The 24,707-nt window shown below is 63.7% G+C and carries 20 protein-coding genes; 8 read left to right on the plus strand and 12 right to left on the minus strand.

Features of this window, described 5'->3' with window-relative positions; all coding sequences use genetic code 11:
• Positions 1-2: 2 nt before the first annotated feature.
• Positions 3-740, minus strand: coding sequence for a GntR family transcriptional regulator (locus AK81_RS22075; protein ID WP_043202501.1), 738 nt, complete (start codon positions 738-740; stop codon positions 3-5).
• A 118-nt stretch (positions 741-858) separates the two neighbouring features.
• Here AK81_RS22075 and AK81_RS22080 point away from each other — a divergent pair, with 118 nt between their 5' ends.
• Positions 859-2,214 (plus strand): class-II fumarase/aspartase family protein, encoded by a 1,356-nt coding sequence (locus AK81_RS22080; protein WP_043202502.1) that lies wholly within the window; start codon positions 859-861, stop codon positions 2,212-2,214.
• 69 nt (positions 2,215-2,283) lie between these two features.
• The gene (locus AK81_RS22085) at positions 2,284-3,585 is read left to right on the plus strand and encodes a cation:dicarboxylate symporter family transporter (protein ID WP_043202503.1); all 1,302 of its coding nucleotides are present in this window, start codon (positions 2,284-2,286) and stop codon (positions 3,583-3,585) included.
• Positions 3,586-3,728: 143 nt separating this feature from the next.
• Here AK81_RS22085 and AK81_RS22090 read toward each other — a convergent pair whose 3' ends face one another.
• The 4 genes from AK81_RS22090 to AK81_RS22105 all read right to left on the minus strand — a co-directional run bounded on the left by AK81_RS22090 (position 3,729) and on the right by AK81_RS22105 (position 8,768).
• On the minus strand, positions 3,729-5,243 hold the full coding sequence (locus tag AK81_RS22090) for a DHA2 family efflux MFS transporter permease subunit (RefSeq protein ID WP_043202504.1): 1,515 nt from the start codon (positions 5,241-5,243) through the stop codon (positions 3,729-3,731).
• Positions 5,233-6,378: an HlyD family secretion protein gene (locus AK81_RS22095; protein ID WP_043202505.1), complete on the minus strand. Its 1,146-nt coding sequence runs from the start codon at positions 6,376-6,378 to the stop codon at positions 5,233-5,235. Before AK81_RS22095 ends, AK81_RS22090 begins: the two co-directional genes overlap by 11 nt.
• A gap of 160 nt (positions 6,379-6,538) precedes the next feature.
• On the minus strand, positions 6,539-7,954 hold the full coding sequence (locus AK81_RS22100) for an efflux transporter outer membrane subunit (RefSeq protein WP_081042130.1): 1,416 nt from the start codon (positions 7,952-7,954) through the stop codon (positions 6,539-6,541).
• A 103-nt stretch (positions 7,955-8,057) separates the two neighbouring features.
• The gene (locus AK81_RS22105; RefSeq protein WP_043202507.1) at positions 8,058-8,768 is read right to left on the minus strand and encodes an AraC family transcriptional regulator; all 711 of its coding nucleotides are present in this window, start codon (positions 8,766-8,768) and stop codon (positions 8,058-8,060) included.
• A gap of 451 nt (positions 8,769-9,219) precedes the next feature.
• Between AK81_RS22105 and AK81_RS22110 the strand changes: the two genes are divergently transcribed.
• Positions 9,220-9,477, plus strand: coding sequence for a hypothetical protein (locus tag AK81_RS22110; protein ID WP_043202509.1), 258 nt, complete (start codon positions 9,220-9,222; stop codon positions 9,475-9,477).
• 4 nt (positions 9,478-9,481) lie between these two features.
• Positions 9,482-9,754 carry a DUF3077 domain-containing protein gene (locus AK81_RS22115; RefSeq protein ID WP_020191952.1) on the plus strand — a complete coding sequence of 91 codons (273 nt, stop codon included), beginning with the start codon at positions 9,482-9,484 and terminating at the stop codon, positions 9,752-9,754.
• An 87-nt stretch (positions 9,755-9,841) separates the two neighbouring features.
• On the opposite strand, the gene AK81_RS22120 is transcribed toward AK81_RS22115, so the two are convergent.
• Together AK81_RS22120 and AK81_RS22125 are read right to left on the minus strand one after the other, a co-directional pair.
• Positions 9,842-10,285, minus strand: coding sequence for an acetyltransferase (locus AK81_RS22120; RefSeq protein ID WP_043202511.1), 444 nt, complete (start codon positions 10,283-10,285; stop codon positions 9,842-9,844).
• A gap of 320 nt (positions 10,286-10,605) precedes the next feature.
• The gene (locus tag AK81_RS22125; protein WP_043202512.1) at positions 10,606-11,034 is read right to left on the minus strand and encodes an NUDIX hydrolase; all 429 of its coding nucleotides are present in this window, start codon (positions 11,032-11,034) and stop codon (positions 10,606-10,608) included.
• 306 nt (positions 11,035-11,340) lie between these two features.
• On the opposite strand from AK81_RS22125, the gene AK81_RS22130 reads away from it, so the two are divergent.
• Together AK81_RS22130 and AK81_RS22135 are read left to right on the plus strand one after the other, a co-directional pair.
• On the plus strand, positions 11,341-11,649 hold the full coding sequence (locus tag AK81_RS22130; protein ID WP_043202514.1) for a hypothetical protein: 309 nt from the start codon (positions 11,341-11,343) through the stop codon (positions 11,647-11,649).
• A 19-nt stretch (positions 11,650-11,668) separates the two neighbouring features.
• Complete coding sequence (locus AK81_RS22135; RefSeq protein WP_043202516.1) at positions 11,669-12,253, plus strand: hypothetical protein; 585 nt, start codon at positions 11,669-11,671, stop codon at positions 12,251-12,253.
• Between the two features lie 61 nt (positions 12,254-12,314).
• Here AK81_RS22135 and AK81_RS22140 read toward each other — a convergent pair whose 3' ends face one another.
• The 4 genes from AK81_RS22140 to lysA all read right to left on the minus strand — a co-directional run bounded on the left by AK81_RS22140 (position 12,315) and on the right by lysA (position 17,982).
• A complete protein-coding gene (locus tag AK81_RS22140; protein WP_043202517.1) occupies positions 12,315-14,801 on the minus strand; it encodes a TonB-dependent siderophore receptor in 2,487 nt (828 codons plus the stop codon).
• A gap of 112 nt (positions 14,802-14,913) precedes the next feature.
• Positions 14,914-15,849, minus strand: a complete 936-nt coding sequence (locus tag AK81_RS22145; RefSeq protein WP_043202519.1) for a FecR domain-containing protein — start codon at positions 15,847-15,849, stop codon at positions 14,914-14,916.
• Between the two features lie 5 nt (positions 15,850-15,854).
• Positions 15,855-16,355, minus strand: a complete 501-nt coding sequence (locus AK81_RS22150; RefSeq protein WP_043202520.1) for a sigma-70 family RNA polymerase sigma factor — start codon at positions 16,353-16,355, stop codon at positions 15,855-15,857.
• Between the two features lie 394 nt (positions 16,356-16,749).
• Positions 16,750-17,982 (minus strand): diaminopimelate decarboxylase, encoded by a 1,233-nt coding sequence (gene lysA, locus AK81_RS22155; RefSeq protein ID WP_043202521.1) that lies wholly within the window; start codon positions 17,980-17,982, stop codon positions 16,750-16,752.
• A 123-nt stretch (positions 17,983-18,105) separates the two neighbouring features.
• Here lysA and AK81_RS22160 point away from each other — a divergent pair, with 123 nt between their 5' ends.
• Positions 18,106-19,011, plus strand: a complete 906-nt coding sequence (locus tag AK81_RS22160) for a LysR family transcriptional regulator (RefSeq protein WP_043202523.1) — start codon at positions 18,106-18,108, stop codon at positions 19,009-19,011.
• 203 nt (positions 19,012-19,214) lie between these two features.
• Here the strand turns inward: AK81_RS22160 and AK81_RS22165 are convergent, their stop codons facing one another.
• Positions 19,215-19,568 (minus strand): hypothetical protein, encoded by a 354-nt coding sequence (locus AK81_RS22165; RefSeq protein ID WP_043202524.1) that lies wholly within the window; start codon positions 19,566-19,568, stop codon positions 19,215-19,217.
• 273 nt (positions 19,569-19,841) lie between these two features.
• Between AK81_RS22165 and AK81_RS22170 the strand changes: the two genes are divergently transcribed.
• Complete coding sequence (locus tag AK81_RS22170; protein WP_043202527.1) at positions 19,842-24,707, plus strand: NAD-glutamate dehydrogenase; 4,866 nt, start codon at positions 19,842-19,844, stop codon at positions 24,705-24,707.

Below are 24,707 nucleotides of genomic sequence, written 5' to 3' on the forward strand. Positions count from 1 at the left end.
GGTCAGGCGGGTGAGCGATCCCGGCGCATCTGGGTCACCAGGGTAAAGCGGTCATCCGGGTGCACGGTCTCGGAAACGGCCATCAAATCACCATTTTCCTCGCGGTAATGGCGGATGATCTTCAACCCCGGTGAACCCGCCTCGGCCTTCAGCGCCTTGGCCATCTCTACCGTCAGCAGCACTGCCCGCACCTGCTGGTCGACCACCGCGATTGCCCGGCCAAAGTGTTGCTCGATCAGCCCGGCAATCAGCTGGTCGGGGTGCTCGCGCGCCCGTTCGATGACCTCGGCATAGTCGCGCTGCGCGTACACATCGGTCCAGCACAGCGGCGCGGCATTGTGCAGGCGGTCGACGCGGATGCTCGACACGCAAAAGTAGTGTTCCCCTGGTACCAACCCCAGCCGCGCCGCCTCGCTCAGGTCGGCGACGAAGTGGCGCACGTCCTGGATTTCCCGCTGCTGGGTTTCGGCCAGGTGCGCCAGGTCGGCCACGCTGGCCAGCGACTGCGAGTAGCCGCCGCGCGGGCTGCTGGCCTCTACCCGGGTGCCCACGCGCTTGCGCCGCGACACCAGCCCCTGGTTGAGCAGCTGGTTGATCGCGGCGCGCACCGTGTGCCGGCTCACATCGTAAAGGTCGCACAGCTCGAACTCGGTCGGCAGCAGGCTGCCCACCGGGTAGCGGCCATTGGCGATGCCTTCCATCAAGTCCTTTGCCACGGTGGTGTAGCGCGTCGGGTTCATACCTTTGGTCTGTCTCGCAAATTTCATCGGTTGACAGTGTAACAGCGGTGGGGCAAGAATTATGTACGGACATAAACAATATGTCCGGTCAAAAAATAACATTTCAGGATCCCTGCCCATGTCCACCACCGTTTTCGATTCCACCCTGTTCCGCGACATGTTCGGCACCGCCGAAATGCGTGCGGTGTTCTCCGACAAATCGCTGATCGAGCGTTACATCGAAGTGGAAGTGGCCTTGGCCAAGGCCGAAGCCCGCTGCGGCGTCATCCCTGCCGAAGCTGCTGTGCAGATTGCCGAGTTGTCGCGCTACGAGTCGCTGGACCTGACGCTGATGCAGCACGAAACCGAAATCGTCGGTTACCCGATCCTGCCGCTGGTCGAGCAGCTGTCGAAGCTGTGCGGCGAAGCGGGCCGCTACGTGCACTGGGGCGCCACTACCCAGGACATCATGGACACCGCCGTGGTCCTGCAGGTGCGTGCCGCCCTGGCGATCGTCGAGCGCGACATCCAGGCCGTGCGTGGCCTGCTGGCCGAGCTGGCGCTGCGCTACCGCGACACGCCGATGGCTGGCCGCACCCACCTGCAACATGCACTGCCGATCACCTTCGGCTACAAGTGCGCGGTGTGGCTGAGCATGTTCGACCGCCATGCCGAGCGCCTGGTCGAGCTGCGCCCGCGGGTGGAAGTGGGGCAGTTCGCCGGTGCCGCCGGTACCCTGGCCTCGCTGGGCGACAAGGGCCTTGAAGTACAAGCCGCGCTGATGGACGAACTGGGCCTGGGCGTGCCGCAAGCCACTTGGCACGTGGCCCGTGACGGTCTGGCCGAAACCCTGAACTTCCTTGGCCTGGTCACGGCCTCGCTGGGCAAGGTAGCGCTGGACATCATGATGATGATGACCAGCGAGCTGGGCGAAGCCTACGAGCCGTTCGTCAAGGGCCGTGGCGCCAGCAGCACCATGCCGCAGAAGCGCAACCCGATTTCCTGCGAGCTGATGTACGCCGCTGCCAAGGGCGTGCGCCAGCAGGCCGGCTTGATGCTCGACGCCATGATCCAGGACTTCGAGCGCTCCACCGGCCCATGGCAGGCCGAGTGGATCGCCATCCCCGAAGCTTTCGCCCTGACCGCTGCATCGCTGGGCCAGGCGCGCTTCATGCTGGCCGGCCTGGACGTGCGCACCGAGCGCATGCGCAAGAACCTCGACATGACCCAAGGCCTGATCGTGGCCGAAGCGGTGATGATGGGCCTGGCCCCGGCGCTGGGCCGCCAGGTGGCCCACGATGTGGTCTACGCCGCCTGCCGCCTGGCCAATGACCAGGGCATCAGCCTGCTGGAAGCGCTGAAGGCCCAGGGCGAGGCCGCCGCGCATGTCGACCTTGCCACCCTTGAGCGGCTGTGCGACCCGACCAATTACCTGGGCCTGGCGCCGCAGATGGTCGACCAGGCGCTGGCCCGCCCGGGTGCCATCGCCCGCTGATCCACGCGGGGCCCGGCTGCTGCTGGGCCCCGTTCTCTGCTTTTCGACAAGAACAATGAGAAAACAACCATGTCTTCCACTTCGAAAAAGCCGCTGTACAAAGACCTGACGTTTCAGGTCATCGCTGCGATGCTGCTGGGCATCGCCTTCGGTTTCCTCGCCCCCGAGCTCGCTGCCAAGTTCAAGATCCTGGGGGATATCTTTCTCAAGCTGATCAAGACCGCCGTCGCGCCACTGGTGTTCTTCACCGTGGTCCACGGCATCGCCTCGGCCGGTGACATCAAGCGTGTCGGCAAAGTGGGCTGGCGCGCACTGGTGTACTTCGAGCTGCTGTCCACCTTCGCCTTGGCCCTGGGCCTGCTGTGGGGCAACCTGATCGGGATCGGCTCGGGCATGCACGGCGCACACGCCAGCAGTGCCGCCTCGGCTGCCGCCAGCGCTGCCGTCGCCAAAGGCCACGCGCCGGCGTCGACCATGGACTTCATCTACAACATCTTCCCCGACAACTTCGTCGGTGCCTTTGCCGGTGGCCAGCTGTTGCAGGTGCTGGTGATTGCCGTGCTGTTCGGCTTTGCCTTGCTGGCCTTGAAGCATGAGCGCCGTGCTGTGATCGAGGACGGCCTGAACCGGGTGTCGGAGTGCTTCTTCGAATTCATCAACCTGATCATGAAGTTCGCCCCGCTGGGTGCGTTCGGCTCGGTGGCTTACGCGGTGGGCAGCAACGGCGCGGCCGTGCTGATGTCGTTGGCCAACCTGGTGCTGATGTTCTACGTGGCGATCGCCTTCTTCCTGTTCGTGGTGCTGGGCGCCGTGTGCCGGTTGTCCGGGTTCAGCCTGTGGCGCTTCTTGAAGTACATCAAGGACGAAATCTTCATCGTGCTTGGCACTGCGTCGTCAGAGAGTGCACTGCCACGCCTGCTGCAAAAACTTGAGCGCTTCGGCTGCTCGAAGCAGAGCGTGGGCCTTGTGCTGCCGACGGGTTATGCCTTCAACCTGGATGGCACCTCGATCTACATGTCGATGTGCGTGCTGTTCATTGCCAATGCCTACGGCGTGCCGCTGGGTTGGGAGCAGCAGCTGGGCATTCTGGCGATCATGCTGGTGACCTCCAAAGGTGCGGCGGCGGTGTCGGGTGGCAGCTTTGTGGTATTTGCTGCGACGGTGACAGCTATCGGCGTGTTGCCGGTGGAAGGGCTGGCATTGCTGTTTGGGGTATACCGCTTCATGTCCATGGCCATGGCGACCTGCAACACCATTGGCAACAGCGTGGCGACGGTGGTGGTGGCGAAGTGGGCCGGGGAATTTACCGAGCAGAACGCGCGTGAAGAATATGCGCGGGTGCTGGGCCGCGCGCCTGGGGCGGCACTTTAAGCGCATGCCCATTCAGTAGGCGTTATGCAATTCCTGTAGGAGCAGCCTTGTGCTGCGAAGAGGCCATTACTGCCAAAGAAATTTGTTGGCCATGCCGGCCTCTTCGCAGCACAAGGCTGCTCCTACAGGGAGATGTGTCGGCATCAGAGCTGGTGTTTTGACCGTAACAGCAATGCCGCTACCGCGCACCCGACCAACGCCAGGCACGCAAGGTAGAACGCATCACTGTAAGCCATCAGGTAAGCCTCCCGCCGAATGGTCCCCGCCAACCCCTCCAGCAGCTGCTGCTGGTGCGGCAACCAGCTCTGCACTGTCTGGTTGATGCGCTCTTGCACGCCAGGCTCGAACACCGTCACATGCTCGTGAATGCGTTCGCTGTGAAAGCGCTCACGGCTCGCCACCAGTTGCGTCAGCCCGGCCGTGCCGATGGCACCCCCCAGGTTGCGCAGCATCGAGAACACCGCTGACGCCGAGCCAGCCTCACGCTTGTCCAGCCCGGCCACCGCCAGCACCGACAACGCCACCATGATGAACGGCTGGCCAATGCCGCGTACCACCGTAGACGGGATGATCACGTTGTCGGCACTGTCGGCGCTCAGGCTCGCACCCAGCCAGCAGCCCAGGGCCATGATCAGAAAGCCGCTGGCAACCATGAACTTGGCACTGGTCCAGCCCATCAGCCGTGGCATCAACGGCGCCAGCAGCAACTGCACCACGCCATAGGCGATCAGCGCTACGCCCACGTCGCGGGCGCTGAAACCCTGCAGCTGCGACAGGTAGTTGGGTACCAGGAACACCAAGCCGAATGTGGCGCCGCCAAAGATGAACATCGCCACGCTGGCGACGCCGAAGTTGTAGCGCCCGAGCAAGCGCAGGTTGATGAAGGCGCGCTGGCCGAACAGCTGGGTCACCACGAACACCACCAGGGCAATGGCGGCGATAACACTCATGGCGACGATGAATGGTGAGCCGAACCAGTCCAGCCGTCCGCCTTCCTCCAGCACGATCTGCAAGCCACCCAGGCCGATCACCATGGCGGCGATACCCAGCCAATCACCTTTGCGTAGCAGCTCAAGCTTCATCGGCCTGGCGTCGATCGACCAGGCGATGGCGAACAGCAGCGCAATGCCGGGGAACAGCTGCAGATAGAAGATCCAGCGCCACGAATAGGCATCGGTCAGCCAGCCACCAATCGACGGCCCGGCCGCCTGCGCCACGCTGTTGGCCAGGCTGAACAGCGCCATGCCCATGGCCATCTTGCTGGCCGGCAGTTCGGTGATGATCAGCTGGAACGACAAGGGGATCAGCACGGCACCCGCGGCGCCCTGAATCACCCGGAGGGTAATCATCGCCTCCAGGTTGGGGGCCCAGGAACAGGCCACCGAGGCGATCAGGAAAATGAGTGAGCCGGTCCACATCACCCGGCGCAGCGAGAACACTTCCACGAGCCAGGCCGTCAGCGGAATCATCACGATTTCTGCCACCAGGTAGGCGGTGGAAATCCATGAGCCTTCCTCGAAGCTGGCACCCAGCGAGCCGCGGATTTCCGGCAGCGCGGCGCTGGTGACGTGCACATTCATGCCGGCCATGAAGCAGCCGAACAAGCCGCCAAGCACCGCCACCCAGGCGCGCAGCGAGACAGGTTGTTCAGTGCGCATCGGCCACCTCTGCGGGGCGGGTGTCGACCGTGCTCACCACCGACATGCCGGGCAGTACCTGCGGGCCATCCAACGGTGTGTCGAGCAGGATGCGCACCGGGAATCGCTGGACGATCTTGGTGAAGTTGCCGGTGGCATTGTCCGACGGCAGCAATGCGAAGACATTGCCCGAGGCGGGGGAGAAGCTGGCCACATGGCCGTGCAGGGGCTGGCTGGCGAAGCTGTCGACGCGGATTTCCACTGGCTGCCCCGGGCGCATGTTGGCCAACTGGGTTTCCTTGAAGTTGGCCACCACATAGGCCTGCTGCAGGGGCACCACGGCCAGCAGCGGCTGGCCCGGCACCACGTACTGGCCGGCGCGCACGCGGCGTTGGCCGACCACGCCTGTGATCGGTGCGCGGATCACGGTGTCCTGTTCGTCCTGCTCGGCCAGTTGTTGGCGGGCCTGCGCGCGGGTCAACGCTGCCGCGCGCTGTTGCAGTTCGGCGTCAGCCTGGGCTGACCGGGCCTTGGCCATGGCCAGTTGTGAGCGTTGTTGACGCAGCGCGGCCTGGGCGCCTTGCAGCGCGGCTTGCGCCTGGGTGGCCTGGGCGCTGGCGGTTTCCAGGCGCTGCACGGTCGCGGCGTTGTCACGCACAAGGCCACGGTAGCGTTGCATGTCCAAGTCACTGCGCCGTTGTTCGGCAGTGGCACTGCGCATGGCAGCTTCAGCCTGCAGGATGGCTTGCTGTTGCTGGTTGATGCGCTCGCTGGCCACCTGCTGGCGGGCCTGGGCGGCGGCCAGTGCCGCCTGCGCCTCGGCCACGCCGGCCTGTGCCTGGTCGAGGCGGGCGCGGTAGTCGCGGCTTTGCAGGCGCACCAGTACATCGCCGGCCTTCACTGGCTGGTCGTCAGCCACCGCGACCTCGGCCACGTAACCGGCCACCCGTGGGCTCAGGGCCACCCAGTCGGCGCGGACGTAGGCGTCGTCGGTGGTTTCCAGGTAGCGGCCGGTGGTGAGCCAGTAGCTGGTGAAGGCCAGCAGCGCGATTGCTGCCAGGCTGCCGCTGGCGGTGTAGGCCAGGCGGCGACGGGATCTGGCTTTTGCTTGCTGTTCAGTTTCGGCTGGTGCGGTTTGTTCTACGGCGACATTCATGTTCGGGTTCCATTCTTGATTTTTGGGGCTGCTGTGCAGCCCTTCGCGGGCACGCCCGCTCCCACAGGGATGGAGTTTTCTTCAGACGCTGCCCAGTTCCTGTGGGAGCGGGCGTGCCCGCGAAGGGCCGCAAAGCGGCCCCATTTGTTGTTACCTAGAGCTACCACCGCCCACCCAAGGCGCGAAACAGGTTGACCTGCGCCTGCGCCAGCCGCCCTCGGGCTTCTACATGGCTACCCCGCAGGCGAATCAGTTCGCGCTCGCTGTCGAGCAAGGCCAGCCCGTCCACGGTGCCAGCGCGGTAGTTGCCCTGGGCCAGGGCATAACCGCGCTGGCTGTGCGTCAGGGCGGCATCCAGCGCCTGCAACCGCTGCCGTTCACCGTCATAGCGGGCGAGGGCTTGGCGCACGTCCTTGAGCGCGCTCAGCGCCATACCGCGGTGATGGGCAACCTGTGCCTGCTGCAACGCCTCGGCTTTGCCGACCCGTGCGCGGTTGGCCTTGATATTGGGGAACTCCCAACGGATCAGCGGGCCAATGCCGAACATCACCGCGCGGCTGTCGCCAAGGTTGGCAAAGTGATGGTCCGAGGACGTCAGCGAAGCGCCGAAGCTGACCTTCGGGTACAGGTCGGCGCGGACGATGTCGGTTTCCAGGCTGGCCGCCTGCAGCTCCCGTTCGGCCTGGCGCACATCCGGCCGGCGTGCGAGCAAATGCCAGCCATCGCCAGCCGGCAACGGCGTCGACAGCGTGGGTATGGTTGTGCAAGTCGCGGTGTCGGCCAGCGAAGCCTGGCCACTGAGCATGCTCAGCTCAAAAAGCGCTATCTGCCGCCGGGCTACAAGCATCGGCAGTTGCGCCCGTACCTGTTCCCGCAGGCCTAGCAGGCGCTCGCTGTCGAGGGCAGTGGCTACGCCGGCCTGGCGCTGGCGTTCGCTGAGTTGCACGCTGTGCTCGAGGGTTTGCAAGGACTGCCTTGCCTCGTCCAGGCGCGCCGAGTAAACGCACTGGTCGATGTAGGCGCGGCTGGTCTGGGCGACCACTTGCAGGCGCACCAGGTCCAGCGCCGCAGCACTGGCTTCGGCCTGGGCCCGGGCGCGCTCGATGGCAGAACGCACCTGGCCCCAGGCATCCACCTGATAGGCCAACTCGATACCTGGGTTGAATTGCCATTGCGACGGCGCGTGGCTGTCGGTGGCCTCGGCCAGGGTCTGGTCATCGGCGCTCTTGCCATAGGTAGCGGCAAAGCCCGCTGATGTTGACGGCCAGCGCCTGGCATCGAACTCGCCGATGCCGGCCAGCATGGCCTGCACGTTGGCCTCGGCCTGTGCCAGGTCCTGGTTGTGCGCCAGGGCTTGCTGTACCCAGTGGTTGAGTTGCGGGTCCTGGAACAGCGCCCACCATTGTTCGGGCAATGGTTGCCGGCTGACACCGGCCGGTACAATCGCCAGCGGGTTGGCCTGCAGCGCTGCGGGTGGCTCGGCAGGTGCGGGTTGCCGGGTGCACGCCGCCAGCACGCCGAGCATGCCGAGTGCGGCAAGCCGGGCAGGGAAGGGAAATGAAGGCAGTAAGGGCATCACACATGTCGCTCAAGGGTGGTGATGCGAGGTTAACGAGGGAGGGGCGCACCCCGCTGCCGCAAGCGGGACAACCCTGCGCGCAAGTGGGACAACCTGCGGCTCAGTACCCGCGCGCGGTACTGTTTTGCCAATCGCTCGGCGCGTAGCCGAGGATGCGCTTGAACATGGCGGCAAAGGCGCTGGCGCTCTGGTAGCCGTGCTCCAGCGCCACGTTCAGAATCGGCTGGCCTTCGGCCAGGCATTGCTGGCTGAGCATCACCCGGGCACGGGCACGCCATTCGCCATACGACATGCCCACCTCGCGCTGGAACAGCCGTGCCACGCTGCGAGCACTCATGTTCAGTTGCGCGCCGCATTGCTCCAAGGTCAGGTCCTGGGCCGGGTCCTGCAGGAAGCGCTCGCACCAGGTGCGCAGCCGCGTTTGTTGTGGCAGCGGCACAAAGGCATCGATGCGCCTGGCGGTGGCCAACTCAAGCTGGATCAGTGCCCGCACGTGCTCGCCGTCACGCAGGTCGAGCATGCGTGAAGCAGCCAGGATCAGCTCGTGCAGCAGGCCGGTTACCACGATGACCTGGCAGCGCTCGATACGTGCTTCGAGCAGCAAGGTACGCATGCAGACCACGCCTTCCATGCGGATGGCATGGCTGACCCCGGCGGGCATCCACAACGCATGCCCGCCGGGTATCACCCAGCTGCCGCCCTCGCTGCCGACCCGCATCACACCGCTGGCGGCGTAGATCAGCTGGTCTTCGGCGTGGCAGTGGCTGGCCACCTCTTCGCCGTGTCCGTAGTCCATTTCCAATGCTTGCATGCGGGCCATCCTCGGTATTGGATCCGATTATACGGCGGATTATTGATGCTCGATTGCGAAGGTTGGTGGTTCGGCGCAATTATTCATCGCCTAGCCCTGACCCGATCCCCTGCCAGACACCTCAAAGCCATACCCTGTAAGACATTTCTGAACATGAAACCAAATGCTTCAGAATCTACCCGCTTAGGAATTATCCTACGCGCGCTGCTGAACTATCGCTGTTGTCGGGGAAGTACCTCAGGGATAACGTTTTCGCGTCGCTCCGGCGACCGGGCGTGAGAACCCGACTGATACAAAGCTCCGTCGTTATGGCGGCCGTGCGCGGGCAGGCTTAGGCCTGGCCGAGTTTTGCCTTTGTTCCTCGGTTTCTCACCCCGCGCACGGCTGCCACCCACAATCCGTGAGAAAGATTGAAGTGGCAGTCTCCTTGAGCAGAACAAAGGTGATGGCCATGAAAAAGCTCGTACCCGATCCCCCCCGCCGCCCAATCAACACGCCATTCTTCACCGTCAAATCCGATATCTACCCACCCCTCGCCCTCGCGCACGTAATCGAACTGCTACGCGGCGTGATCGAAACCCTTGACGAACATTGCCGCAGCCACGCTGGCGATGCCGGCCTGGGCAATGCCCTGCATGCAACTGAAATCGCCCATTCGCTGGTAACACATTCCCATGCACGGCTGTTCGGCCAAAAGGAAGAGGCGTGAAAACATGGCAGACGAACCCAAGGTCATCGTCACCATCGGCGCAGAAACCTTCCTGGAAGTCGGCAACCCGCCAAAGGATCTGCTGCGGGTCCAGCCCGGCATTCCTATCGATGATGCCTACGAGCAAGTTTCGATCCTGCTGAGCTATATCAAGCATCTGCTGCGCGAAGGCGATATGGAGGACGACCACAAATTCCTCGGCGCCGCCGATTACCTCACGGCGTTGGCCAAGGCATTGATGAACGAAGTCGAACTGACCAAAAATACCTTGCGCTGAACGGCTGCCCTCGGGGGGCCGCTTTGCGGCCCTTTTTTTGCGACACATGGCCTGATGGACCGGCCCATCGCGGTGTGCGCCTTCTGGTCATGCCTGGGTGGGCAGGCTCATATGCAGCAAGGGGAACGGCCGGCCTTCGCCATCCAGCGGCGAGCGGCCGGTCTGGACGAAGCCGTAGTGCTGGTAAAACCCGGTTGCCTGGGGGTTCTGCTCGTTGACATCGACACTCATCGCGCTACGCGACTGGCGGCCAAAATCCAGCAGTGCACGGCCAATGCCCTGGCCATGGCGCTCGGGGTCGACGAACAGCATTTCCACGTGGTTTTCATTGAAACCGATAAAGCCCAGCGGCTGGTCATCGGTGTTTATTGCAACCCACAGCTCGACGGCCGGGAAGTACACGTCACGCAGCTGTGGCAACAGCGCGTCGATGTCGGACGGTTGCAGAAAGTGGTGCGTGGCGCGTACGGCGCGCAGCCAGATGTCGAGCAGCTGCGGGTAGTCTGCAGCAATGCCTTGGCGAATGATCATGGGGTCATCCTGAATGTATAGATGGCGGATGGGCACGCCATTGGGTGGCGGCCATGCGGGTGTCGGCATCATGAATGACCGCTTCGCGATTTAACGCCTGGGCGGTACACGGCAGGGGAGGCCGGAAGGGAAGAATGCGGAAGGTTACCCGGATTGCGCAGGGTGGGGCAATGCAGCCTGAGTCGGGCTTCGGAAGAGAGTTCGCCAGTCCCGACCCTTTCGCGGGTAAACCCGCTCCCACAGGTACAGCGCTACCCTCAGGTATGGCGCGGTACCCGCGAAAGGACCGACACTGGCGGCTCAAGCCTGCTCATCGGACTCTAGCCGCGATCGCTTTGCAAGGGCTCCAGGGCGTTGTTCAGATAGACCAATGCTCGCTGAAAGACTGGATGGCAGTCGTTGTAGGGCAGGTTGTCGAACGCGGCCCAGAAGAACGTGAACAGGTGGCCATGGTCATCCTGTGTCTGGTGGGACCAGTGCTCGGGCAGGGCACCTTCCACCTGGCACAGGTGAAACGACCACACCTGCCCGAGGTGTTCGGCATCCCAGCAGCCCAAGTCTTGCTTGAGCGTGGCTTTGGTGATGCCTGATTCCTCGCTCAACTCACGCAAGGCGGCTGCGGCCGGCGCCTCGCCTTGTTCGATGGTGCCTTTGACCAGTTGCACGCCAGCCAAGGGGTGGCGGAACAGCAGGATTTTTGGAGGCAACGTGGACGAAAGGACCACGGGGCAGGCTTTATTCGGACGCATGAGCGATTTCCCTGTCTGCTAACAAAATTCATGGGCGTACGCGGCCCTTGTAGGAGCGGCCTTGTGTCGCGATGGGCTGCGCAGCGGCCCCAGGGTTTCAGCCAAGCTGCACACATTGCCGGGGCCGCTCTGCGGCCCATCGCGACACAAGGCCGCTCCTACAGGGGTTGCGGCGCGCATTCGGCCGAGTAGACGATGCCGGTTTCGGGCCAGCTTACAACAGTGTCTAGTGCAAGGCATTCAAGGTTGACTGATGTCATTTTGATGCTATTTTTGACGCCTTTTTGACGTCAAGGAATGTTACAAATGGACCACGTAGGGTTTGCCCTCGCCATGGCCGCGCTGGCAATGGGCGCGCTGTGCGGGCTGTATCGGCAATACGTCATCATGCTGGTCACCGCATTCATACTCGCCGCACTGGTGGCCCACGGCGAAGCCGCTCACCACTGGCTGGCCACCTTCGTGGACAACCTGCTCCCGATGTTCCTCTGCAGCGCACTGGCTGCGCACATTGGCTTTTTTGTCACTCGCTGGATCCCTGCGGTGTTGAAGCGCGCACGCAGCAAGCCAGCCGAGGCGACAGCGGGTCAAGACCAATGGAAATCCCTCGGTTGAGGCCTGCCTGGAAAACACCATGAAACCCTTCAAATTCGTGATCGCCGCCCTGGCGCTGTTCTCGCCGGTCGCTTCTGCCGATTTCTGCGACATCATGGCCGGCCCGGGCGCAGCAGAATGCCGAACCATCGCCCTGCAAAGCGGCGTCAAATTCATCGGCAACTGGGCCTTGCAGCAACAGGCCCCTGAAGGTAGCCAGGCCAGTGCAGGCAAAGCCGGTCTGGTGGTCGCCCACATCCCGGCCATGTACATGATCGACACCGAGCGCCTGGCGCGCAGCGCCTTCATGTTCAGGTGCGAACAGGGCAGGGGGAGCATCAGCCTCGATGCATTGCCGCACATGCTGGCGCCGTCGGCAGCGTCGATCGACAGCTGGCCGCTGACCTTCCGTTTCGGCCAAGGCAAGGCCTTCACCGAGCGTTGGTCGGTCAACCGCAAGCGGGGTGTGCTACTGGCGCCTGCCAGCTCGGCCCTGCCGCTGATGCTGCATGGCGTCCGCGACCTGATGGTGCTTACACCTGGCCCCACCCAGGCAGACATGCCGTTGGGCTGGATCTATGATCTGGACGGTATCGACCAGGTGCTGGAACACGTTTGCCTGTGATGGAGCGCTGCCCCACGAACCTTGCTCCCATTCATAGTGGGTGCAAGGCGTAGCGTGGGTATCAGAACGCGCCTTGCAAGGTCACCATGAAGTTGCGCGGTTCGCCATAGAAGTTGCCCCAGGCCGGCGCACCGATGGTGGCGTAGTACTTCTTGTCGAACAGGTTGTTGCCGTTGAGGGCGACAGTCCAGTTCGAGTCGATGCGGTACTGCACGCGGCCGTTCCACACGGTGTAGCCTGCCTGCTCGACACGGGTAGTGCCGGTAGTACGGAAGTTTTCGCTCTGGCTGTTCAGGCCGGCGCCGACGGTGAAGCGCTCCAGTGCACCGCCCAGTTGGTAGTCACCCCACACCTTGAGCATGTGCCGCGGGATGAAGCTGGAGGTGAAGGTCAGCTCGGTCGGGTCGGTGTCTTCAATGGTATTCAGGTACTTGGTCTGCGTGTAGGTGTAGCCTGCAAGCAGTTGCAAGCGCTCGATCGGCGAGCCGCTGATCTCGGCCTCGAAGCCCTGGGCGCGCACTTTGCCGCTGTCGGTGTAGCAATAGCCGTCGCCTGACGGGCAGGCTTCGTTGTAGTCGCTTTCTGCGCGGTGCTTCTCGACAGTGCGGAACAGGTTGAACGAGGTGTTCAGCGCGCCGCCCAGCAGCTCGCCCTTGATGCCAACCTCGTAGTTGGCACCGGTCTTGGGCTGAAGTGACTGCCGCTCGGCGTTCACCTTGTCGCTCTGCGGCTGGAAGATGTCGGCGTAGCTGGCGTAGGCGGTCCACTGGTCGTTCAGGTCGTACAGCACGGCGGCGAACGGCGTGACTTGGCCGTTTTCCTGGCTGCGGTTATTCACCCAGTAATCGTAGAACTGGGTATAGGAGTCGCTCTTGTTGCGGTACCAGCTGACCCGCGCGCCCAGCACCAGGGTCAGTGGCTCTGCCAGCTTCAGGCGCAGGTTGGCATAGGTGCCGTACTGGGTGGTAGTGGAGTCGGTTGGCACGCTGCCACCGCGGGTCGGGTTGACCAGGTAATCGCCCTTGGAGGGGTGTGGGAAGTTCGCGGTGGGGGCGAACGGGTCCTGTTTGCCGTCCAGCAGCATCAGCGCGAAGTAATCATGGGTTTTCTGCCGGCTGGCGTTGGCGCCGATGATCAGCTCGTGCTGCAGGCCGAACGCCTCGAACTTGCCATCCACATAGCTATCGAAGCCGTAGTCGTCCTGGTCGTAGTCGAAACGCCCGGCGCGGACGTTCATGCTGGCGGTGGTGGCGCCGACCGGTACCGTGCCTTCAGAGTAGGCGTATTCGATGTCCTGGTTGTTGTGGGTGTAGACCGAAGCGAAATTCAGCGTCCAGTCATCGTTGAAGCGGTGCTTGAGGTCGGCAAAACCGGTAATGCGCTGGCTTTGCAGGTCGTTCCAGCTGGCCCCCAGGCAGGTGGAGCGCGACAGCTTCAGGTCACTGCCATCGGCGTAGCGTGGCACGCCGGCATAGCACGGTGTGGCATCGACATCCTCGTAGGCCAGGCCAACGCCCAGGGTGGTGTCGGCGGTGACGTCCCAGTCGATGGCGCCGTACAGTATCTGGTCCTGGCGCTTGCCCACGTCATAGAAGTACTGGCGGTCCTGCAGCGTCGCCACGGCGCGACCGCGCACGGTACCCGACGCGTTCAGCGGGCCGCCTACATCCACCTGGCCGCGGTAGTTGTCCCAGCTGCCGGCAGACAGGGTGACGGTGGTGGTGGCCTTTTCCTGGCCACGCTTGCGCACGAAGTTGACGCCGCCGGCGGAAGAGCCGGAGCCCTTCATCATGCCGGCCGCGCCCTTGAGGATTTCGACGCGGTCGTAGAACGCCATGTCGCTGGAAAAGCTGTTGGCCTGCACGTAGTTGCCGCCCACGTCCAGCGGCACGCCGTCGTACTGGTACTGGCCGTCCAGGTTGAAACCGCGGGAGTAGAAATATTTGCCGCCCATGGGCGAGTCGTACACGGTGATGCCCGGGGTCTTGTCCAGCACCTGTTCCAGCGTGTTGAGGTTCTGGTCGTCGAGCATCTTGCGGGTCATCACGGTGACCGACTGCGGGGTCTCCTTCAGCGTGTGCACGCCCTTGCCGATGGTCACTGCGTGGGCGGTGTACGACTGGGTGCCCTCGCTGGTTGCGTCCAGCCGGTTGGCGTCGATGGTGAGCGGCCCCAGTTCCATCGCCGAGCCGTTGTCTGCAAGTATCAGCACATAACCGCCATTGCCCTGGCGTTGCGCCTGCAGGCCACTGTTGGCCAGCAGGCGGATCAGCCCTTCATCGACGCTGTAGCTGCCTTCCAGGCCTGCGCTGCTCAGGTTGTGCGTTTGTGCGGTGTCGAACGAAATGGTCACGCCCGCCTGGACGCCAAACTGGGTGATGGCATTGCCCAACGGGCCGGCGGGGACGTGGTAGGCGGTCTGGCTTTGGGCCATGGCCTGGGCAGGCATCAGCAGCAGCCCCGGCGCGCTGGCCAGGGACATGCCGAACAGCACCAGGCGCACGGCCTGGCTCAGCTTGGTTGCAGGGGTCGGGTGCAGATGGGGCATTGCGTGATCCTTCCGTGTCATGGCAGAAAGTCGCTGTCGTCGCGGCTTGTGTCAGGGACGGGCGAGAATCGAAATCAGCAAGGTGTGGGTGAAATTATTTTTGGGTGGTTACTCAGGCGGGTTCCACGCTCACCCAGTAACGGCTGAGGTAGCGCACCCTCACGGGCAGGGTTTTCGGCAGGTTGGCCAGTGCAATATCGGTATCGTCGATGCGGAAGGCACCGGAAATGCTCATGGACCGGATCGAGGAGGCGCAGCGCAGCACCCCTTGCCGGTAACGCCCCAGCTCTTCGACAAAGTCGCCCAGCTGCCAGTCGTTCACGCTCAGCATGCCCTGCAGCCAGGCCGTCGAATCGACGGGCAGGGCATGGGCGGTGGCGAAGTCGTCGCGGTCAAAACGCACTTGCTGGCTGGCCTGCAGTTGCAGCACCCGATCAGGGTGGTGCTGCGGGCGTACTTCGACAGAACCCTGCAGCACGCCCACGCGCGTCTGCTGGGCAAGTTTGCGGATGCTGAACTCGGTACTGCGGGCGAGCACGCTGCCGTCTTCGGTGTGCACGATGAACGGGCGCTGCTGAAGGCCACTGATCGGGCGCACCAGGATTTCCCCTTGGTACAGCTGGATCGCCCGTACTTTCGCGTCGTAGCGCACATCCAGCGCGGTATCCACGTTCAGCTCAAGCTGCGAGCCATCCTCCAGCTGCAGGGCGCGGCGTTCACCGCCACGGGTGCGTTGCTGGGCCAGCAAGGCGCGAGAGGGCACCTGCTCGGCTGCCAGCCAGCCACCGCCACCCATGGCCAGCAACAGGCTCAGCACCTTCAGCACATCGCGCCGCTGTGCTTGTGCCGCGCCCAGGCTGGACAGCGCCGCCTGCGGTGGCACCATGGCCCATTGCCGCTGCAGTTTTTCTACCCGCGCCCAGGCGGCAGCGTGTTGCGGGCTGGCCTGCAGCCACTGCCGCCAGGCGTGGGTGCGGGCCTCGTTGCTGGCGCCATCGTTGAGCTGCACATACCAGGTGGCAGCGGCTTCGAGTGTCTTGAGGTCCATTGCCCTCAGCCTTCGACTGCGAGCAGGCAGCGGGTCATCGCCTTGATCAGGTGGTTCTTCACGGTGGTGACCGACACGCCGAAGCGCTCGGCCGCAGCACCGTAGGTCAGGCCTTCGAGTTGAACGGCGAGGAAGATGGCGCGGGTCTTGGCGCCGAGTTCGTCGAGCAGGGTGTCCACGGCCACCAGCATTTCGATGATCGACAAGCGCACCTCCGGCGATACCTCTACCGGCTCCGGGCGCAGGGCCAGGGCTTGCAGGTACGCTTTTTCGATGGCGCGCCGGCGGGCTTTGTCGATCAGCAGCGAGCGGGCGATGGCGCTGAGGTAGCTGCGCGGCTCGCGGATCGGCAACTGATTGCGCGCGGTCATTACCCGCAGGAAGGTGTCATGCGCCAGGTCGGAGGCATCGGCGGCGTTGCCCAGGCGGGCGCGCAGCCAGCCCTTCAGCCAGCCGTTGTTTTCGCTGTACAGCTGGTGCAGGGCCTGGGGATCGAGCGTCGACATGCGTCAAGACCGCAATATTAATGGGAATTGATCGCATTGTCGCGAGAGAAGGGGCTTAATGCAAGGATCGCGAGCACACACCCTGTGGAAGCAACTGTCTTGTTCAAACTCTGAAAATTTGCGCGATCATTGTGGGAGCGGGCGTGCCCGCGAACACCGGCGCAGCCGGTGCCATTCACCGCGTTGCATTCTTCGCGGGCAAGCCCGCTCCCACAGGTACCGCGCAGGATTCAGGCTGATGCAGTACATGTGGGAGCGGCCTTGCGTCGCGATAGGGCCGCAACGCGGCCCCCGGGTTTCGGCATCACGGCTACATTTGTGGGGCCGCTTTGCGGCCCTATCGCGACACAAGGCCGCTGCTACAAGGGGTTGCGTGCATGCTGGAGCGCGGTGGTTAGAACCCGGCCTCCAGGCTCAGCAGGTCCAGCACCGTCTGGCGCCGGCGAATCATCCGCAGCGCCCCGTTCTCGATCAGGAACTCCGGCAGCAGCGGCCGGCTGTTGTAGTTCGACGACATCGACGCGCCGTAGGCGCCGGCATCATGAATCACCAGCAGGTCGCCCACCTGTGCCTGGGGCAGGTCCTGCGGGGTCAGTTCCTGGTCATCCTGGGTGAACACGTCACCCGATTCGCACAATGGCCCGGCCACCACGGTCGGCTGCCGTGGGCGGTCCACCGGCTGGCCGCTGGCGTCGAGCAGGGTCATGCCGTGGTAGGCGCCGTACATTGCCGGGCGCATCAGGTCGTTGAAGCCGGCGTCGATCATGACGAAGGTATTGCGGCCCACTTGCTTGACGGCACGTACTTCGGCCACCAGGTAGCCCGACTCGGCCACCAGGAAGCGCCCTGGTTCGATTTCCATGCGCACGGGGTGGCCCAGCATCGCTTCGATTTCCTTGCGCGCCACCGCCCAGGTCTGGGCGTAGCGTTGCAGGTCGACCGGCTTGTCGGTGCTGCGGTAAGGGGTGGACAGGCCGCCACCGATAGAGAAGGCCTCGATGTCCACGCCCAGGCGACCGATCAGCTCGATCATCGAGCGGGCCACCTGTTCCAGGTGCTGGTAGTCCACGCCGGAACCAATGTGCATGTGCACGCCTACCAGGTGCAGGCCATGGGCCTTGATGCACGCCAGCGCCTCGTCCAGCTCTTCGTGCCAGATGCCGTGCTTGCTGTTTTCGCCGCCGGTGTTGGTCTTGCGGCTGTGGCCATGGCCAAAGCCCGGGTTGATGCGGACCCACACGCGGTGGCCGGGCGAGCGCTCACCCAGTTGGCGCAGCATGTCGATGGAGCCGGCGTTGACTTCGATCTTCTCTGCCACCACGCGGTCCAGGGTTGGCCGGTCCAGCGCGTCGCAGGTCAGCACCACGCCGGCAGGGTCACCGTCCACGCTCGCACCCGCGGCGAAGGCCCGCTCCATTTCACCCAGCGACACGGCATCCAGCACCAGGCCATGGGCGCGCATCAGGCGCAGCACATGCAGGTTGGGGTTGGCTTTCTGGGCGAAGCGCACGGTGTCGAATACGTTCAGTTGCTCGACACGCTCGGCGATGGTGCTGGCGTCGTACGCCCACAGCGGCGAACCGTGCTGGCGAACCGCCTCGGCCAGGAGGGTGAAGGGTGCGGTCATGGTGGCGGTACTCGTATAAGGAAGGCCACGAGGATGAATCAATCCGGGAATTCAGAAAAATAGCTATTTTTCTGCCATCTATTCATATCTGATATACCAATTGTCGACTCACCGGGTGTTGCCGTGAAACTGTCCGTCCGCCACATCGAAGTGTTCCGCGCCATCATGGCCGCTGGCAGTGTCACAGGGGCGGCGCGCCTGCTGTTCACCTCGCAGCCCACTGTCAGCCGCGAGCTGGCGCGGCTGGAGCAGGTTACCGGGCTGAACCTGTTCGAGCGCGAGGGTGGGCGCCTGGTGGCGACGGCCCAGGCGTTGCTGTTGATCGAAGAGGTCGAGCGTGCCTACGTCGGGCTGGAGCGGATCGATCGCTTTGCCCAGGCCATTCGCAATTTCGAGCAGGGGCGGCTGGCCATCACCTGCCTGCCGCTGTTCTCGCAAACTTTGCTACCCAAGGCCTGCCAGCGTTTTCACCAGCAGCACCGGGGTGTGAGCGTAAGCATCGTGGCGCAGGAATCGCCGCTGCTGGAGGAGTCACTGGTTGCCCAGCAGCACGACCTTGGCCTGACCGAGGTCGAGCAGATACCGCGCGGCGCTTATGGTGAACTGCTGTTCAGCGCCAACATGGTGTGCGTGCTGCCCGAGCATCACCCGTTGCAGGCCAAGGCCGAGCTGGAGCTGAGTGATTTTCACGAGGTCGACTTTATCAACCTGGCCAGCCTGGACACCTACCGCCAGCGCCTGGACCAGCACTTTCGTGCGGCGGGGGTGAACCGCCGCACGGTGATCGAGACTACCAGTGCCGCCTCTGTGTGCGCCATGGTCAGGCAAGGCCTTGGGGTGGCGATCATCAACCCGCTGAGCGGGCTGGAGGCGGCGCAGGGCGGCCTACCGATCCGCAGGTTGCGGGTGTCGGTGCCGTACCAGGTGATGCTGATACGCCCGGACCACCGGCCGGCATCGGCAGCGGTGGAGCCGTTTTGCGAGGCGCTGCGGGTGCAGGCGCAGCAGATGCAGGCAGCGTTGATTTAAGGCCTGGTGTGCTCCCACCTGACCTGTGTTGATTTCAAGCCAAACACAAGTCCTGTAGGAGCAGCCTTGCGCTGCGAAGAGGCCATTGCAGCCGCAGATAGTCTTGAGCCTTACCGGCCTCTTCGCAGCACAAGGCTGCTCCTACAAAGTGATGCGGCAGCCTGAGTGATGTGCAAGACAGTTGTATCCACAAGGGACCGCGTTCAAATTTCGCAGACGAAGGTGCCGGTCCCGGCCAGGATGTTTTCCAGGGTTTCTTTCACTTCATCCAGGTCGCTCAGGTCGCTGGTCAGGTTGATCTCCAGCACCTCGTCCCCCTTCAACGCATCCTGGTCGCCGGCCGCCACTTCGATCAGCAGGCGCTTGGCACTCAGTGTCACTTTCAGCCCATCCAGCGTCGACGGCTCGTCATCCAGGGTCAGGTCGACGGTGTCTTCGTCCGGGTAGCGGGTAAGCAGAAACATCTGACCCTTGTCGCTGTGGCAGCACAGGGTCGCCATGTTGTCTTCCTCGTCATCGCAAGGGGTGGCGAACAGCAAGGCGGTGTTGATTTGCATGAGCAGGCTCGGATCAAAGGAAACGGAAGGGAATTCTGACAGTCTTGCGTACAGGCATAAACGTAAAGTTACCGCCCCTTGACCGAAATTGTCGCAGCGCTGCAAGCGTAGATGACCGATCAGTCGTTAAGCTTCGGCGAGCCCTGGGCGTGCCCACGCACGTTCAACGCCTGGTTTTACCGTCCGCCTTGCCACGGGTTGGCTATCGTTGATCCGTACACGGCGCACGCAGCGACGCTTCAACTATTACAAAGCCCAAGCGGAGTACCACAGATGGCGTTTTTCACCGCAGCCAGCAAAGCTGACTTCCAGCATCAACTGCAAGCGGCCCTGGCGCAGCACATCAGCGAACAGTCCCTGCCACAAGTGGCGCTGTTCGCCGAACAGTTCTTCGGCATCATCTCTCTGGACGAACTCACCCAGCGCAGGCTTTCCGACCTGGCCGGCTGCACCCTCTCAGCCTGGCGCATCATCGAACGTTTCGACCCCGAATATCCGCAAGTGCGGGTGTACAACCCCGATTACGAACGCAACGGCTGGCAGTCGACCCATACCGTGGTCGAAGTGCTGCACCACGACCTGCCGTTTTTGGTCGACTCTGTGCGCACCGAGCTCAACCGCCGCGGCTACAGCATCCACACCCTGCAAACCACCGTGCTCAGCGTGCGCCGTGGCGTCAAGGGCGAGCTGCTGGAACTGCTGCCCAAGGGTACCCATGGCGAAGACGTGCGCCATGAGTCGCTGATGTACCTGGAGATTGACCGCTGCGCGAACGCTGCCGAACTGACGGTGCTGACCCGCGAGATCGAGCAGGTGCTGGCCGAGGTACGGGTGGCTGTGGCCGACTTCGAACCGATGAAGGCCAAGCTGCGTGAAGTTGTGGCGCAGGTGGAACAGACCGCCTTTGGCCCTGCCCAGAACGAGAAGGGCGAGGTCAAGGCCTTCCTCGAGTGGCTGCTGGACAACCACTTCACCTTCCTGGGCTATGAAGAATTCACCGTCAAGCGCGACGCCGACGGCGGCCAGATGGTCTACGACGAGCCGTCGTTCCTCGGCCTGCCGCGCCGCCTGCGCGTAGGCCTGACGGCCGAAGAGCTGCGCATCGAAGACTACGCCGTGGCTTACCTCAACGAACCGCTGCTGCTGTCGTTCGCCAAGGCCGCGCTGCCCAGCCGCGTGCACCGCCCGGCCTACCCGGACTACGTGTCGATCCGCCAGCTGGACGCCGACGGCAAAGTCATCAAGGAACACCGCTTCATGGGCCTGTACACCTCGTCGGTGTATGGCGAAAGCGTGCATGCCATTCCGTATATCCGCGTGAAGGTGGCTGAAGTCGAGCGCCGCTCGGGCTTCGACGCCAAGGCCCACCTGGGCAAGGAACTGGCCCAGGTACTGGAAGTGCTGCCGCGCGACGACCTGTTCCAGACGCCGATCGACGAGCTGTTCACCACCGTCATGGCGATCGTGCAGATCCAGGAGCGCAACAAGATTCGCGTGTTCCTGCGCAAGGACCCGTACGGCCGCTTCTGCTACTGCCTGGCCTATGTGCCGCGGGAGATCTACTCCACCGAAGTACGGCAGAAGATCCAGCAAGTGCTGATGGAGCGCCTGAAGGCCAGCGACTGCGAGTTCTGGACCTTCTTCTCCGAGTCGGTGCTGGCACGCGTGCAGTTGATTTTGCGGGTAGACCCGAAAAACCGCATCGACATCGACCCGCAGCAGCTGGAGCGTGAAGTAATCCAGGCCTGCCGCTCGTGGCATGACGACTATTCGACGCTGGTGGTCGAGAACTTCGGCGAAGCCCAGGGCACCAACATCCTGGCCGATTTCCCCAAGGGCTTCCCGGCGGGCTACCGTGAGCGCTTCGCCGCGCACTCGGCAGTGGTCGACCTGCAGCACGTGCTGAACCTGTCGGAAAGCAAGCCGCTGGCGATGAGCTTCTACCAGCCGCTGACCCAGGTTGGCGAGCGCATCCTGCACTGCAAGCTGTACCACGCCGATACGCCACTGGCGTTGTCTGACGTGCTGCCGATCCTGGAAAACCTCGGCCTGCGCGTGCTTGGCGAGTTCCCGTACCGCCTGCGCCATGCCAATGGCCGCGAGTACTGGATCCACGACTTCGCCTTCACCTACAGCGAAGGCCTGAGCCTGGATATCCAGCAGCTCAACGATACCCTGCAGGACGCCTTCATCCACATCGTGCGCGGCGACGCCGAGAACGACGCCTTCAACCGCCTGGTGCTCACTGCCGGCCTGCCATGGCGTGATGTGGCACTGCTGCGCGCCTACGCCCGTTACCTCAAGCAGATCCGCCTGGGCTTCGACCTGGGTTACATCGCCAGCACCCTGAACAACCACACCGACATCGCCCGCGAGCTGACCCGGTTGTTCAAGACCCGCTTCTACCTGGCCCGCAAGCTCACCCAGGAAGACCTGGACGACAAGCAGCTGCGCCTGGAACAAGCGATTTTGACCGCGCTGGACGACGTGCAGGTACTCAACGAAGACCGCATCCTGCGCCGCTACCTGGACCTGATCAAGGCCACCCTGCGCACCAACTTCTACCAGCCGGACGCCAACGGCCAGAACAAGTCGTACTTCAGCTTCAAGTTCAACCCCAAGCTGATCCCCGAACTGCCCAAGCCGGTGCCCAAGTTCGAAATCTTCGTCTATTCGCCACGTGTCGAGGGCGTGCACCTGCGCTTTGGCAACGTCGCCCGTGGCGGCCTGCGCTGGTCCGACCGCGAGGAAGACTTCCGTACCGAAGTACTGGGCCTGGTAAAAGCCCAGCAGGTGAAAAACTCGGTCATCGTGCCGGTCGGCGCCAAGGGCGGCTTCCTGCCGCGTCGCCTGCCACTGGGTGGCGGCCGTGACGAGATCGCCGCTGAAGGCGTGGCGTGCTACCGCATCTTCATTTCCGGCCTGCTCGACATCACCGACAACCTCAAGGACGGCGGCGTGGTGCCACCGGCCAACGTGGTGCGCCACGACGATGACGACCCGTACCTGGTGGTGGCGGCCGACAAAGGTACTGCAACCTTCTCCGACATCGCCAACGGCATCGCCATCGACTACGGCTTCTGGCTGGGCGACGCCTTTGCCTCGGGCGGTTCGGCCGGTTACGACCACAAGAAGATGGGCATTACCGCACGCGGCGCCTGGGTAGGCGTGCAGCGCCACTTCCGCGAGCGCGGCATCAACGTGCAGGAAGACCCGATCACCGTCATTGGCGTGGGCGACATGGCCGGCGACGTGTTCGGCAACGGCCTGCTGATGTCCGACAAGCTGCAACTGGTGGCGGCGTTCAACCACCTGCACATCTTCATTGACCCGAACCCGGAGCCTGCGTCCAGCTTTGCCGAGCGCAAGCGCCTGTTCGACCTGCCGCGTTCGGCATGGACCGATTACGACACCAGCATCATGTCCGAAGGCGGCGGGATCTTCCCGCGCAGTGCCAAAAGCATCGCCATCAGCCCGCAGATGAAAGAGCGCTTCGCCATCGAAGCCGACCGCCTGACCCCGACCGAGCTGCTCAACGCGCTGCTCAAGGCACCGGTCGACCTGCTGTGGAACGGCGGCATTGGTACCTACGTCAAGGCCAGCAGCGAAAGCCACGCCGATGTCGGCGACAAGGCCAACGATGCGCTGCGGGTCAACGGCAACGAACTGCGCTGCAAAGTGGTGGGCGAGGGCGGCAACCTGGGCATGACCCAGCTTGGCCGGGTCGAGTTCGGCCTGAACGGCGGCGCCACCAACACCGACTTCATCGACAACGCCGGCGGCGTGGACTGTTCCGACCACGAGGTCAACATCAAGATCCTGCTCAACGAAGTGGTGCAGGGTGGAGACATGACCGAGAAGCAGCGTAACCAGCTGCTCGGTAGCATGACCGACGAAGTGGGCGCCCTGGTGCTGGGCAACAACTACAAGCAGACCCAGGCGCTGTCGCTGGCGGCCCGCCGTGCCCGCGAGCGGATTGCCGAGTACAAACGCCTGATGGCCGACCTGGAAGCCCGTGGCAAGCTGGACCGCGCCATCGAGTTCCTGCCGTCCGAAGAGCAACTGGCCGAACGCCTGGCGGCCGGCCATGGGCTGACCCGCGCCGAGCTGTCGGTGCTGATTTCGTACAGCAAGATCGACCTCAAGGAACAGCTGCTGAAGTCGCTGGTGCCGGACGACGACTACCTCACCCGCGACATGGAAACCGCCTTCCCGCCGTCGCTGGTGAGCAAGTTTGCCGACTCCATGCGCCGCCACCGCCTGAAGCGCGAAATCGTCAGCACCCAGATCGCCAACGACCTGGTCAACAACATGGGCATCACCTTCGTCCAGCGCCTGAAGGAGTCGACCGGCATGAGCCCGGCCAACGTGGCCGGGGCCTATGTGATCGTGCGCGACATCTTCCACCTGCCACACTGGTTCCGCCAGATCGAGGCACTGGACTACCAGGTACCGGCAGAAGTCCAGCTGACCCTGATGGACGAACTGATGCGCCTGGGCCGCCGTGCCACGCGCTGGTTCCTGCGTAGCCGCCGCAACGAGCAGGACGCCGGCCGTGATACGGCGCACTTCGGGCCGAAAATCGCGCAACTCGGGCTCAAGCTTGATGAACTGCTCGAAGGCCCGACCCGCGAACGCTGGATGGTGCGCTACCAGGGCTTTGTCGACGCCGGTGTGCCAGAGCTGCTGGCGCGCATGGTGGCGGGTACCAGCCACCTGTACACCCTGCTGCCGATCATCGAAGCGGCCGACGTCACCGGCCATGACCCGGCGCAAGTGGCCAAGGCGTTCTTCGCCGTGGGCAGTTCGCTGGACCTGACCTGGTACCTGCAGGAAATCAGCAACTTGCCGGTGGAGAACAACTGGCAGGCGCTGGCCCGCGAAGCGTTCCGCGACGACATCGACCTGCAGCAGCGGGCGATCACCATCTCGGTCTTGCAGATGGCCGATGCGCCGGATGACATGGACGCCCGTGTGGCGCTGTGGGCCGAGCAGCACCGGGTGATGGTGGAGCGCTGGCGTGCCATGCTGGACGACCTGCGCAATGCCACCGGCACCGACTATGCGATGTACGCGGTGGCCAACCGCGAGCTGGTCGACCTGGCCATGAGCGGGCAGGCGGCGGTGGTGCCGTCCTGA

The sequence above is a fragment of the Pseudomonas putida W15Oct28 genome, from assembly GCF_000708715.2.
GTDB classification, from domain to species: domain Bacteria; phylum Pseudomonadota; class Gammaproteobacteria; order Pseudomonadales; family Pseudomonadaceae; genus Aquipseudomonas; species Aquipseudomonas putida_R.

Coding starts and splice junctions, on each gene's coding strand:
- AK81_RS22080 (WP_043202502.1), top strand. CDS start 859: ATGTCCACCACCGTTTTCGATTCCACCCTGTTCCGCGACATGTTCGGC.
- AK81_RS22125 (WP_043202512.1), bottom strand. CDS start 11,034: ATGCGTCCGAATAAAGCCTGCCCCGTGGTCCTTTCGTCCACGTTGCCT.
- AK81_RS22140 (WP_043202517.1), bottom strand. CDS start 14,801: ATGCCCCATCTGCACCCGACCCCTGCAACCAAGCTGAGCCAGGCCGTG.
- AK81_RS22075 (WP_043202501.1), bottom strand. CDS start 740: ATGAACCCGACGCGCTACACCACCGTGGCAAAGGACTTGATGGAAGGC.
- AK81_RS22135 (WP_043202516.1), top strand. CDS start 11,669: ATGAAACCCTTCAAATTCGTGATCGCCGCCCTGGCGCTGTTCTCGCCG.
- AK81_RS22145 (WP_043202519.1), bottom strand. CDS start 15,849: ATGGACCTCAAGACACTCGAAGCCGCTGCCACCTGGTATGTGCAGCTC.
- AK81_RS22095 (WP_043202505.1), bottom strand. CDS start 6,378: ATGAATGTCGCCGTAGAACAAACCGCACCAGCCGAAACTGAACAGCAA.
- AK81_RS22085 (WP_043202503.1), top strand. CDS start 2,284: ATGTCTTCCACTTCGAAAAAGCCGCTGTACAAAGACCTGACGTTTCAG.
- AK81_RS22115 (WP_020191952.1), top strand. CDS start 9,482: ATGGCAGACGAACCCAAGGTCATCGTCACCATCGGCGCAGAAACCTTC.
- lysA (WP_043202521.1), bottom strand. CDS start 17,982: ATGACCGCACCCTTCACCCTCCTGGCCGAGGCGGTTCGCCAGCACGGT.
- AK81_RS22130 (WP_043202514.1), top strand. CDS start 11,341: ATGGACCACGTAGGGTTTGCCCTCGCCATGGCCGCGCTGGCAATGGGC.
- AK81_RS22150 (WP_043202520.1), bottom strand. CDS start 16,355: ATGTCGACGCTCGATCCCCAGGCCCTGCACCAGCTGTACAGCGAAAAC.
- AK81_RS22170 (WP_043202527.1), top strand. CDS start 19,842: ATGGCGTTTTTCACCGCAGCCAGCAAAGCTGACTTCCAGCATCAACTG.
- AK81_RS22090 (WP_043202504.1), bottom strand. CDS start 5,243: ATGCGCACTGAACAACCTGTCTCGCTGCGCGCCTGGGTGGCGGTGCTT.
- AK81_RS22120 (WP_043202511.1), bottom strand. CDS start 10,285: ATGATCATTCGCCAAGGCATTGCTGCAGACTACCCGCAGCTGCTCGAC.
- AK81_RS22100 (WP_081042130.1), bottom strand. CDS start 7,954: ATGCCCTTACTGCCTTCATTTCCCTTCCCTGCCCGGCTTGCCGCACTC.
- AK81_RS22105 (WP_043202507.1), bottom strand. CDS start 8,768: ATGCAAGCATTGGAAATGGACTACGGACACGGCGAAGAGGTGGCCAGC.
- AK81_RS22165 (WP_043202524.1), bottom strand. CDS start 19,568: ATGCAAATCAACACCGCCTTGCTGTTCGCCACCCCTTGCGATGACGAG.
- AK81_RS22110 (WP_043202509.1), top strand. CDS start 9,220: ATGAAAAAGCTCGTACCCGATCCCCCCCGCCGCCCAATCAACACGCCA.